This window comes from Candidatus Binatia bacterium, assembly GCA_036493895.1.
GTDB lineage: Bacteria > Desulfobacterota > Binatia > UBA1149 > CAITLU01 > DATNBU01.
Genome location: DASXOZ010000013.1, coordinates 41,571 through 53,656, shown reverse-complemented (window position 1 = coordinate 53,656; position 12,086 = coordinate 41,571). Strand labels below are relative to the sequence as shown.

10 protein-coding genes are annotated in these 12,086 nt (G+C 66.6%); 4 read left to right on the top strand and 6 right to left on the bottom strand.

Annotation, left to right across the window (positions count from 1 at the left end):
* Positions 1-225 precede the first annotated feature (225 nt).
* From VGK20_02225 to VGK20_02215, 3 genes are all read right to left on the bottom strand, one after another.
* Positions 226-1,203 (bottom strand): nitronate monooxygenase family protein, encoded by a 978-nt coding sequence (locus VGK20_02225; GenBank protein HEY2772849.1) that lies wholly within the window; start codon positions 1,201-1,203, stop codon positions 226-228.
* Positions 1,204-1,357: 154 nt separating this feature from the next.
* Complete coding sequence (locus VGK20_02220) at positions 1,358-2,125, bottom strand: methyltransferase domain-containing protein (GenBank protein ID HEY2772848.1); 768 nt, start codon at positions 2,123-2,125, stop codon at positions 1,358-1,360.
* A gap of 24 nt (positions 2,126-2,149) precedes the next feature.
* A complete protein-coding gene (locus VGK20_02215) occupies positions 2,150-3,355 on the bottom strand; it encodes an iron-containing alcohol dehydrogenase (protein ID HEY2772847.1) in 1,206 nt (401 codons plus the stop codon).
* 193 nt (positions 3,356-3,548) lie between these two features.
* Between VGK20_02215 and VGK20_02210 the strand changes: the two genes are divergently transcribed.
* From VGK20_02210 to rlmN, 3 genes are all read left to right on the top strand, one after another.
* Positions 3,549-3,917: a nuclear transport factor 2 family protein gene (locus VGK20_02210; GenBank protein HEY2772846.1), complete on the top strand. Its 369-nt coding sequence runs from the start codon at positions 3,549-3,551 to the stop codon at positions 3,915-3,917.
* A 212-nt stretch (positions 3,918-4,129) separates the two neighbouring features.
* Positions 4,130-5,560, top strand: a complete 1,431-nt coding sequence (locus tag VGK20_02205; protein HEY2772845.1) for a DUF1329 domain-containing protein — start codon at positions 4,130-4,132, stop codon at positions 5,558-5,560.
* Positions 5,561-5,672: 112 nt separating this feature from the next.
* Positions 5,673-6,734: a 23S rRNA (adenine(2503)-C(2))-methyltransferase RlmN gene (gene rlmN / locus VGK20_02200; protein HEY2772844.1), complete on the top strand. Its 1,062-nt coding sequence runs from the start codon at positions 5,673-5,675 to the stop codon at positions 6,732-6,734.
* Here rlmN and VGK20_02195 read toward each other — a convergent pair.
* Both VGK20_02195 and VGK20_02190 read right to left on the bottom strand, forming a co-directional pair.
* Positions 6,705-7,799, bottom strand: a complete 1,095-nt coding sequence (locus tag VGK20_02195; protein ID HEY2772843.1) for a TIGR03617 family F420-dependent LLM class oxidoreductase — start codon at positions 7,797-7,799, stop codon at positions 6,705-6,707. The genes rlmN and VGK20_02195 overlap by 30 nt on opposite strands.
* Positions 7,800-7,818: 19 nt before the next feature.
* Entirely contained in the window at positions 7,819-8,682 is an 864-nt protein-coding gene (locus VGK20_02190) for a phytanoyl-CoA dioxygenase family protein (protein ID HEY2772842.1), read from the bottom strand.
* 148 nt (positions 8,683-8,830) lie between these two features.
* Between VGK20_02190 and VGK20_02185 the strand changes: the two genes are divergently transcribed.
* Entirely contained in the window at positions 8,831-11,464 is a 2,634-nt protein-coding gene (locus VGK20_02185) for a hypothetical protein (GenBank protein ID HEY2772841.1), read from the top strand.
* Between the two features lie 119 nt (positions 11,465-11,583).
* On the opposite strand, the gene VGK20_02180 is transcribed toward VGK20_02185, so the two are convergent.
* Positions 11,584-12,084 (bottom strand): hypothetical protein, encoded by a 501-nt coding sequence (locus tag VGK20_02180; protein HEY2772840.1) that lies wholly within the window; start codon positions 12,082-12,084, stop codon positions 11,584-11,586.
* Positions 12,085-12,086: the final 2 nt, after the last annotated feature.

The following is a 12,086-nucleotide window of genomic DNA, read 5'->3' as shown; positions in this document are numbered from 1 at the left end:
GGAGCGACTTCTACGCCCCAGTCATGAACCACGTCAATTGCCGCGGCTGGGTTTGTGAAGAACCCCCGCGGGGATGCTTCGCTGCCGCGCGAGGAAATGGCCGACGGATCCTTCGGCGGCAGCGGCGGTCTTCGGCAGCGTCCCGCCTCGCGCCTGCAGCGAGCGCAGCGCCCGCGTGCGTGACGCAACGCGGCACGGACGGTTTTTCCGGCCGGATCTACGCGGTCACGCGAACGCGGGCATCAGCTTGCCGCGCAGGATCTCCTCGGCCTCGCGCACGATGCGCTCGATCAGCTCCTTGCAGGTCGGGATGTCGTGGATCAGGCCTGCGACCATGCCGCAGCTCCAGGCGGCAGCGTCCATCTCGCCGTCCTGCAGCACCTTGCGGTTCTGGGTGCCGGCGACCAGCGGGCGGATGTCTTCGATCGTCACCGCTCCGCCCTTCTCCTTTTCGATCTCGCGGATCTTCTCGACGGCGGCGTTGGTCAGCACGCGCTCGGTGTTGCGCAGCGGGCGCATGATCAGGCGCGTCGACAACTCGTCGGCCTCGACGAGCGCGCGCTTGACGTTCGGATGCACCGGCGCCTCGACCGTCGCGATGAAGCGCGTACCCATGTTCATTCCATCGGCACCGAGGGCCAGGGCGGCCACCAGGCTGCGCCCGTTGGCCATGCCGCCGGAGGCAACGTACGGGATCGACAGCTCCTCTGCGGCGCGGGCGAGCAGCACGAGGCCCGGCACGTCGTCTTCGCCCGGATGTCCGGCGCACTCGAAGCCGTCGACGCTGACTGCGTCGCAGCCGATGCGCTCGGCCTTGAGCGAATGGCGCACCGACGTGCACTTGTGGATCACCTTGACGCCGGCCTTCTTCAGCGTCGGCATGAACGGCTCGGGGCTGCGGCCCGCGGTCTCGACGATCTTGACTCCGCCTTCGATGATCACGCGCATGTACTCGTCGTACGGCGGTGTCACGAACATCGGCAGGATCGTGAGGTTCACGCCGAACGGCTTGCTCGTCATGTCGTGGCAGCGCTGGATTTCCCGGGCGAGCTCTTCGGGTGTCGGCTGGGTCAGGCCCGTGATGATGCCGAGGCCGCCGGCGTTCGATACGGCCGCGGCCATCTCCGCATAGCCCACGTAGTGCATGCCGCCCTGGATGATGGGGTGCTCGATGCCGAACATCTCGGTGATGCGGGTCTTCATCGCTCGTCGTCCTCTTCGCGAAATCCGTTCGCGTGTTCCTGCGTATTCTTGCGCGCTCTTGCGAGTTCTTGAAGGAAGTGGAGACCGCAGGGCGGTCCCCGCGGGCGGCGGAAGCTAGCGCGAAGGTCGCGATGTTACGAACGGCGCCGAGGGCTCACGAACGTCGCGGCGCGTCGCCCGTGCCGGTCGCGTCGCCGGCAAAACGACCTTCGAGCACGAACCCGAAGGCCGTCAGCGGGAACAGCCACTGGATTGGCATCAGCACGAGATAGTCGATCGCGACGATCAGCGGAATGACGGCGCTCCCGACGCGGCCGCGAAACTGCTCCGAGTGGTAATAGTACGGCGTAAGGGTCGCGCCCTGCAGGCCGAGGCGGCGCGCCAGCGTCGTCAGGGTTTTGTACGAATAGGTGTGAAGATGGTCCTCGTGCTGGTTCTCGCGTCGTACGAACGCCAGCGCGATGTTCAGGATCGACGTGGCGTTGGGCGTCGTGACGACAAGCCGGGCTCCGGGCGCCGCGGCAGCTACCCGCGAAAGCCAGCCCAGGGTGTCCGGCGTGTGCTCGATCAACTCTCCGGCCAGCACGAGATCGGGCCGGAATTCGCGGACCAGACCGTCGATTTCGTCGACGCGCCCGTGGACGATCCGCGTTCCGGCGTCCGTCGTCATGCCGCCGGCTGCCCGCAGCTCCTCGCTCGAGTCGACGCCGAGCACTTCGCGCGCAGTACGCGCCACTTCGCGATGGAGCCATTTCCACGACGAGTGCTGGGATCTGGTGACGACGGTTTCATCGAGGGCGCCGAGATCGAGCACGCGCATGCCGGCGCAGCGACCGGCAACGTACGAGATCCTCTCGACCGGCCTCGGGATGCGGAGCCTTTCGAGCGGATGGTAGCTCAGCACGCTGCTTCGGTGCTCCATCGTCTCGACCCGAAGGACACGTGGTCAGGTGCGCGCGAGGAAACCGCGGATCACCTGCTCGCAATCGATCGTTTCCATGTAGCGCGGCACCGGGTAGTTCATGAACGCCTCGGCGATCGCGGCACGCGCGATGTCGGGAATGTCCTGCACCTGGAGGTCTTCGAGAACCGGCGGAATTTCGACGGTGCGTGCAAGCTCGCGGACCGAGTCCACGAAGGCGCTGGCCAGCGTCGCGTCATTCGTGCCTTCGATCCCGATCATCCTCGCCATGTCGGCCATGCGGCGACGTGCCGGCTCGATCGAATAGTCGAGCACGTGGGGAAGCACGGTCGCGTTGGCCAGCCCGTGGGGCGTGCGGTAGTGCGCGCCGAGCTGGTGCGCGATCGCGTGAACGTAGCCGACGCTGGTGCGCGTGAACGCCAGGCCCGCGTAGTAGGATGCCAGCGCCATCGCGCTCCTTGCCTGGATGTCGTTGCCGTTGCGATACGCACGCGGAAGATTCGCGAAGATCAGGCGGATCGCCGCCGAGGCCCACCGCTCGGTCTGGACGTTGGACGTCTTCGAAAGGTAGGACTCCACTGCGTGTGTCAACGCGTCCATGCCGGTGGCGGCGGTGATCGCCGGCGGCAGGCCCGTCATCAGCGCGGGATCCAGTGCCGTCATCAGCGGCAGCAGCTTCGGATCGACGAAGAACTTTTTCTTGTGCGTCACGGGATCGGAGACGACGGCGGCGATCGTGACCTCCGAACCGGTACCCGCGGTGGTCGGGATCGCGTACAGCGGCAGCGGAGGACGACGCACCTTGAGCAGTCCTTCGAGCTTGTGCAGCGGCTTGTCGTTCGTCGCGGCGGCGGCGATGACCTTGGCGGCGTCCATCGGCGAGCCGCCGCCGACGGCGAGGACGGCGTCGCAACGTTCGCGACGCAGCACCTCGAGGCCCGCCGCGACGTGCTCGGAAGTCGGGTCGGGCTCGACGCCGTCGTAGATGCACCACGCGACGCCGGATTCCTCGAGGCTCGCCGTGATGCCGGCGACGAGGCCGAGCCGGACGAGCATGCGGTCGGTGACGATCAGCAGCTTTTTGGTGCCGGCCTGGGCAATCGCCGAGCAGAGGTCCTTCGAAGAGCCGGGACCGAGAAGGGTCATCGGCACGCGGTCCGGGATGAGTTTCGAGACGGCGCCGGTGATCGCGATCGCGACGTCGTGCAGGACTTTCCTTGGGTTGGCCATGGGCGTTTGTAGCCGGGTGCCGGCGACAGGTCATCCGGCAACTCCGGGGTCGAGGCCGGCGCCTGCGCCGTGCTCCCGGCCCGGCGGGTGCCGGCGTCGACCTGGTCGCCGCCGACGCGAAGCGTTGCCCGCGCGCTGGTCCTGCGCCAAAACGGGCCCCATGCAGACCGCAGTCGTTCCAAGGTGGCACGAAGTGGCCAAGTCCGGCGATCCGGCAGGTCTCGAAGACCTGCTCGCCGAGGACGCTGTTTTTCATTCCCCGGTCGTGCACACGCCCCAGCGCGGGCGAGCCCTGGTCACGATGTATCTCGAGTCGGCGGTGAACGTGTTCCGCGACACGGGATTTCACTACGTTCGTGAGGTGATCGGCGAGAATGACGCCGTGCTCGAGTTCGTCGCCACGATCGACGGCATCCACGTCAACGGCGTCGACATGCTGCACTGGAACGCCGAGGGGCGCATCGACGACTTCAAGGTCATGATCCGGCCGCTGAAGGCGGTGAACCTCCTGCACCGGATGATGGCACAGATGCTCGAGCAGTTTTCTTCCGCGAAACACTGATCCTTTCTGTCGGTCCCACCGACGTTTCGACGCTCCGCGGCAGGAAGCGCCGTGCCGGTCGCCTCGCTTGCGCCGACTCCGGCCGCAAGGGTAGTCTGAAGCTTCTTCGCCGGGCCGCGGCGGCTTCGCGCCGCCTCGATCCCGGTCGCGAAGAGTTCGCCGGGGGGCGACCGATCGGCACGCAAGCCGCCAGGTGCGGCAGGAGGAAGCGGATGAGTCGTCTCGAGAGCACCTCCGATGTGAGAAAAGTCACTTTTCGTCGCCCCTCCGCGGCGCTTCGAGTGGTCGTCGCTGCGCTGCTGGCGCTTCCCTGTGGTGCGTTGGCTGCGAACAAGGCCGGCGGCGGGTCGGCCGGTGGAAGTGCGGGAGGCAGCGCCGGAGGTGCCGGCGACGTACCGCTTGCCGGGCACGCGGCGCCTGTGCCGAACGGCCCCAGCAGCATCGTGATTCCGCCGGCGGGCAGCGTCGTCACCGCCGCCAATCTCGCGAAGTACCAGCATCTGCTCAGCCCGGGGATGCAGTGGCTCGTCGAACGCGGAGGCGTTCTGCCGATCCGCAGCTATGAGAAGATTTCGGACCCGCCGCCTTACATCGAAGCCACCGAGAAATTCTCGGGCCAGGTCACCCTTTCTCCCGACGGCACCCAGCTTCTCAACCACGTCGCCGGCAAGCCTTTCCCCACCGTCGATCCCGGCGATCCGTGGATCGCGACCAAGCTGATGTTCAACTTCGCTTCGGCCATCCAGGTCGACGACTCCGACACGCGCAACTTCGACTGCGACACCGGCGTCGTCGGCAACCACGGCTCTCCCACCCGCGTCGAGAAACACTTCCTCATCGACCACATCCGGCGGCTGTTTTTCCGCGAACGCCTCGTCGTCGACCCCAAGCCGGAAATGCCCAACCGCGACAACGCGCGCTTCAAGGAAGCGCTCTATCCGCTGATCGAGCCGTTCGATCTCAAGGGCACCGGCTTCACGTTCACGCGTTACAGGGATCCGACGCACCAGGACGACTCCTGGCTCTATCTGCCGCAGCTCCGACGCGTGCGTCGCCTTTCTTCGGCGCAGCGTTCGGATGCGCTGTTCGGCCAGGACACCGATGCCGACAGCTTCGAGGGCTACCAGGGAAACATCGCGTGGATGACCTGGAAGCTCGTCGGCGAGCAGAAAATCCTCGGCTCCCTCCACAGTCGCCAGCTTCCGGTGCGCTGGGGCAAGCCGTCGGGCGACTTCCTCCACGAAGACGTCTGGGAGCCGCGCGACGCGTGGATCATCGAGGGCGTCTCCAAGCTGCCCCAGTACGCGTACTCGAAGCGCGTGATCTACCTGGACAAGGAGGTTTTCCGGGTTCCGTTCACCGACATGTACGACGCCGGCGGCGAGCTGTGGAAGGTGTGGGTCAACAACTACAAATTCGACAAGGAGCCGATGCCCGGCGCGAAATACTCGATGCCGTGGGTGTTCGGTTACCGACCGTCGATCTCGATGGTGGACATCCAGCTCGAACACGGGACGTACTGCTCGCTTCCGAGCGCGCGGTTCCCGGGCGAGCAGGGCTGGTACATCGATCTCGGCGACCAGGAAGGCACGACCGAGAATTTCTTCGATCTCAGTGCCATCATCGCTGCCGGTCGCGGCTAGGGCGAGGCTCGAGGCCATCGTTCGACGCACCGTCCGGCTTCCATGACTCCGGTGCGCGGAGCGAAGTCGCGTACGGCTTGGATTCCCGCATCGGCTCTGCGAACTAAGCGCCGTGATCGGCGCTCTCGCGAGATTCTCGATTGCGGAGCTCGAAGGAATCCTCGCGGCCTGGGGCTGCAAGACCAGCCACGCCGGGCGCCTCGTCCGTGAGTTCTACGCCAGCGGCGGAGAGCTTTCCGCAGACGATCGCGCGCTCCCTGCGGGTCTTCTCGAACGCATCCGCGCCGAGCTGGATACGCCGCTGGTCGCGCGCCTCGAAGCAAGGCAGACGTCGGCCGACGGCACGACGAAACTTCTCCTGAAACTGGAAGATTCGCGCACCGTCGAATCGGTGATGATGCCGGATCTTCGCGGGCAGCGCGTCGCCGGCTGCATCTCGTCCCAGGTCGGCTGCGCGATGGCCTGCGACTTCTGCGCAACGACGAAAAGCGGCTTCGAACGCAATCTTGCGGCGGCAGAGATGGTTGCGCAGTTCCTCGCGCTGCGGCGCGAGGCCGCCGCAATCGGGCGTCGCCTTCAGACAATCGTGTTCATGGGCATGGGCGAGCCGCTTCTGAACGTCGACGAGGTGCTGGAGGCGGTCGAGCGCATTGCCGACAACCGCTACGGCGCGCTCGGCTGGCGCCAGGTCACGATCTCGACAGTAGGAATCGTTCCCGGCATCGACCGGCTGGCGGCGACCGGTCTCGCGTTCCACCTCGCGGTTTCGCTGCACGCGCCGGATGACGAGACGCGCGCGACTCTGCTTCCGACCGGCAGGCGTTTTGCGATCTCCGACATCCTCGCGGCCGCCGACCGTTTCCAGTCCGTGCGCGGACGTCCGGTGACGATCCAGTACTGCCTGCTCCGGGGTGTCAACGATTCCGTCGCGCACGCGCACGCGCTGGCCGGCCTGCTCGGCTCGCGGCGAATGCACGTGAACCTGTTGCACTACAACGCGACCGGCACGAGCCTTCGCGGCGTGGACTACCAGGCGTCGTCACCGCTGGACGAGCTCGCCTTCGCGAAGACACTGCGCACGCGCGGCGTCGTCACGCATTTTCGGCGCTCGCGCGGCGACGACATCGACGCCGCGTGCGGGCAGCTACGAGAGCGGCAGGCTGGCGGCGGCTGACGTCCTCGGCCGCGTCGTCGCCGGGGCGGCCGGAAAACCACGAAAGGCAGACGGGATCGCTTTCAGCTCGGCGAGCAGCTCGCTGCGCAGATCGACGGGCATGTCGCCCGGCAGATCGAGCGTGATCGAGTCGCTGATTCCGCCGAAGCGCTTGGCGACCGCGGCCGGCAGGTTCTTCCACGTCGCGGCGGCGGTGAACTCGTGCAGGAGGTCGTCGGGCACCTCGCGCGCCATCTCCTTCCATTTGCCGGCCTTCGACATGTCGTGAAGCCTGTGACCGAGGTCCTCGGCGCCGTGCGCTTCGAGCACGCCGTGGTAGCTGCGCGTCGAGCCGTAGAACGCGACGCGGTAGCGAATTCGCTCGAGGGATTCGGCGACGGCCTCATCGTCGGGTCCGGTCGCGAGAAAGCCGCCGCCCCATACCTCGAACGTCGAGCGATCGCGGCCTGCGGCTGCGAGACCGGCTTCGAGCGCCGGCATCGCGACGGTTTCCAGGTAGTGGCGCGTCGCGAAGCCGTGCAGGCGAATGCCGTCGCCGAGGCGGCCGGCAAGACCGATCATCGCGGGCTTGACGGCAGCGATCGTCACCGGCACCGGGCCGAGTCCCGTCGGCGGAGGGGAGAACTCCGGCGTCATCAACGTGAACGTGTAGTGGCTTCCCTGGTAGTCGAGCTTTTCGCCAGTCTCCCACGCGTGCCAGATTGCGCGCAGCGCTTCGATGTACTCGCGCAGGCGCGGCAGCGGCGCCGTCCACGGCACGCTGAAGCGGCGCTCGTTGTGGCCCTTGACCTGCGTTCCGAGGCCGAGCGTGAGGCGGCCTGCTGTTTCCGCGTGAAGATCGCGCGCGATGTTGGCCATCACCATGGGGCTGCGCGGGAAACAGACGGCGATCGCGCTGCCGAGCCGGACTCTTTCGGTTGCAGTCGCCGCGAGCACCAGCGGCGCGAACGGGTCGTGGCCGATCTCGTAGCTGAGCACTCCGTCGAAGCCGGCGGCTTCGGCGGCCCTGGCCGATGCAGCAACTGCTCTCCAGTTGCCGAGGGGAAGACTGGTTTCGACTCGCACGAAATTGCCTCGGCCGGAACTATTCCGGCAGCTTTGCGCCCGCCGCCCTCGCCTGGGCAACGACACGATTTTCATGGTCCGGTTCCAGCGACTTGATCGGATGGCTCGCCGTCATCTGACCGATGAACGGAGGATGGATCGAATAGCCGAGCAGCGATTGCAGCCGCGACGGCATCTGGCGCGCGACGCCCGCGGGAACACCGAGAAAGAAATTTTCCTGGGGCCGGGCCCACGGCTGGCAATACTGGTTCGAGAATGCGCAGCGCGGGCGGCCGCTGGTGTTGCGACCACCGCCGTGAAGCAGGGTGCCTGCGAAAACGACGGCGGCGCCGGCGGGCATCAAGACCGGCACCGCGTGCGTCGCCAACTCTCGCTGTTCTTCGTCCGAATCCGGCAGCGCCTGCGAAAACTGCCCGCGAACCCTGTCGTCGTCCCAGAGGTGACTGCCGGGGACGATCGTCGTCGCGCCGTTGTCCGCGGTGAACGCGTCCACTGCGACGATCGTCGACAACGAGATCATCGGGCGGGGACGCGGCAGCAGGTGGAAGGCATCGTCGCTGTGGATCGGCTGCGGCGTTTCGCCGGGCAGGATGCGGATCGCCTGCGATGCCGTGAGAAGGAAGTTCGGCAGCAGAAAGCGCTCGCACAGGCGCAGCACGCGCTCGTCGAGGACGATGTCCCAGAACACACGCGCGCGGGCCACCAGCGTGTAGACCCGTTCGGTCCTGGTGCCCTCGAAATCGTTGCGGCCGAGGTTTTGGTCGAGGTAGAGCGAAAGAACGCGCCGCACTTCGGCGAGTACCGCCGGCGAAAGGAAATCCGGGATCGTCGTGAACCCGTCGCGCTCGATCGCGGCGATGTGGGAGGCGGCATCGAAGCTCATGGCGGCAACAGTAAGCTGGCGTCCTCGGCCGGCCGGGGACACTAGCAGCCGGCGGCGGCGGAACAACCGGTGCGTGCTGCGGGTGGAAGCGAGCCGCGCCGCGCACAGTGCATGGACAAAGAGCCGACGGTGCTGCACTTTGGTTCTCATGGCCAGATTTCTCGCGCTTGCGGCAGCAGCACTCCTCGCCGGTGCCAACGGCGCGGGCGCTGCCGTTTTCCAGGTCACGAACACCAACGGCTCTGGCGCCGGCTCCCTGCACCAGGCCGTCCTGGACGCGAACGCGACGCCGGAGGCCGACACGATCACGTTCGCGATCCCGGGCGGCGGCCTGAAATCGATTCCCGGCGCTCTTCCGACGATCACGCATCCGCTGACGATCGACGGCTTCACGCAGGCCGGAGCCATCGCCGGCACCAATGCCAGCGGAGCCATCGATGCGACGATCCGCATCGATCTCGACGGTCACGGCTCCCTTGCCGACGGTGCGCCGATGGCGAAGATCGCCTCCAGCCTGACGGTGATCCGGGGCGTTGCCATTCACGGCACCGGCAGCAACGGTAGCGAGGTGGAGATCGAGCTCGGCGTCCACGACGTGAGCATCCACGGCTGCTTCATCGGCATCGGTGCCTCGGGCAGCGGACTGGGATCGTCCGGCTACGGAATCGTCAACCACGGCGTTGGTGAAATCGGAGGAGCCGATCCCGCCGATCGCGATCTCCTCTCCGGCAACGCTGTTGCAGCAGTTCTCCAGACGGGCGCGGACGCATCGATCGAAGGAAACCTGATCGGAACAAGCGCCGCGGACAATGTGGCCGTTCCCAATGGCCGCGGCATCGTCGTCAGCGGAGTGGGTGCCGACTGCCGTATCGGCGGGCTCGCTGACGGCGCTGGAAACGAGATCGCAGGCAACGACGGCACCGCGATCGTGCTCGCGCCGAATGCCGGCAGCGCGACGTCGATCCTGCACAACTCGATTCACGACAATGCGGGCTACGGCATCGACCTCGGCGACGACGGTCCAACCGCGAACGACCCCGGCGACGCCGACAAAGGCCCCAACGCGCTGCAGAACTCGTTCGAAGTCACTTTCGCCGTGGTGTTCGGCAGCAAACTGAGGATCGAAGGTCTTCTCGATTCTGCGCCGGGCAGCTACCACGTCGAGATCTTCGGCGGCGATTCGATCAACCAGAACGACACGGCCGAAGGGCACACTCTGCTGGCGACGGCCGAGCTGGACATTCCCGACGGAAAAACCATCGCGACGCTGCAGCAAACCATCGATCTTCCGTCGCCTCCCTCGGGCGCGCTGGAGGTCACCGCCACCGCAACGAACTCGACTACCGGAGCGACGAGCGAGTTCTGCAATACGGTCGAGGCCGTCGATGGCGGCACTTCGATCACCGTCACGAACACGAGCGACATCGGAGCGGGATCTCTTCGCGCGGCGATCCTGACGGCCAACCTCGATCCTGGCCCGAATACGATCCTGTTCGCGATCCCCGGCTCCGGCGGGCACACCATCCCGCTGCTGAGCGGCATGACGATCACCGCCCCGGTGGTCATCGACGGCTACAGCCAGTCCGACTCGGCAGCCAACAGTCTGGAGTCGGGAACCAATGCCGTGATCCACGTTGCGCTCGATGGCTACAACGCCGGCACCGACGACGCGATTACAGTGGCGTCCGATGACGTCCTGATCCGCGGTCTCGGAATCCAGAATTTCGATGGCGACGCGATCGCCGTGACGGCCGGTGCGCGCGACCATGTCGAAAGCTGCTTCCTCGGCACCGACGTCACCGGATTGATCGATCTCGGCAACGCCGGCAACGGCGTGAGCATCGGCGCCCTCGCGACCGATACGCAGGTCGGAGGTCCGCTGCGTAGTCAGCGCAACATTCTTTCCGGCAATGCAGCGGCGGGCGTCATCGATGCCGGGACCGGCACGTTCATCAGCGGCAATCTCATTGGAACGGATGCTTCCGGCACAGCGGCGATCGCGAACGATGGTGCCGGCATCGACGAGAATGGAAACGGCGCGACGATCGGCCTAAGGACGGCCGAAGCCCGCAACACGATCCGCTTCAACGGTGGCGCCGGCATTGCCGTGAGCGGCGCCGGTGCGACGATTGCGGGCAACAGCATTGGTGACAACGCGGGGCTCGGCATCGACCTCGGCGATGACGGTGTCACGCCGAACGACGCAGGCGACGCCGACTCCGGCGCCAACGGCCTGCAGAATTTTCCCGTGCTCGCGTCCGTCGAGCTTGCTGCCGGCGGTACTCGCGTGGATGGCAGCCTCGATTTCACGCTCGAGCCTGCCCACGACTCACGCGATTTTACGGTCGATCTCTACCAGAGTGATGCGTGCGACCCTTCGGGATTCGGCGAAGGAGCCGCCTGGCTCGGCAGCGCCAGCGTCCGTTTGACGCCCGAGCACCCGTCGTTCTCCGTGACGCTCCCTGCCACCGCGCTCGTCGGCAGCGAGATCACCGCGACGGCAACCGATGTTGCTACGGCGCAGACTTCCGAATTCTCCGCGTGCCTGGCGCTGGCCGTGCCCCTTTGCGGTGATGCGAGCGGCGACGGCAAGCTGGCTGCCGGCGACGCGCTGCTGGCTCTTCGCACTGCCGTCGGCACCGAGGCATGCCCGCGCTGCGTCTGCGACGTCAACGCGATCGGAGGCATTACCTCCGGCGATGCGCTGCAGATCCTGAGGGCGAGCGTCGGCCAGGGCGGCCAGACCTTCGACTGCCCCGTCTGCAGCGCAGCGCCTCTTTGAACACCGCCCCCGGCGGCGGGCCGGCCATATGACTGGGGTGTAATGGGGTCAGGCACCAGAAGAATGGGGTCAGGCACTATTCCTCTGGTGCCTGACCCCATTACACCCGGCGTACCCGACTATTCGCCGAGAACCGGCCCTTCCGGGTCGTCGTGGCGGGGCCGGATGTGCGGCGATTCGTTGAGCAGGCGCGCACAGGTGTTCCAGCGCAGGATCGCGTCGTCGTCGCCGTTCGGGCGCAGCGCCTCGGCTTCCTCGTAGCATGCCATCGCCTGTTTCAACTCCTGCCATGCCATTTGCGGCGCGGCGGGGACTCGTGCGTCGAGCTGGGACTTGGCCAGGCGCTCGAAGATCAGGCCCGCGTAGTACGCGCGCTCGTACGGCGACTTCAGGTGCTGGAGGGTTTCGCGTGCGCGCTTGAGAGAACCGCCGTCTGTGCCGAAGCGGTCGGTGCGAGCCAGGAGAAGCGTGCGCAGCGCGTGCTGGTGATCGGGCTGGATGGCGACGATGTCGAGGCAGATGCTCTCGGCGGCCCAGGGTTGGTTGAGAAGGCGGTACTGCTCGGCCTTCTCCAGCGCGGCGGGAATGCCGGCCTCGGTCAGCCTCTTGAGCTCGATCATGC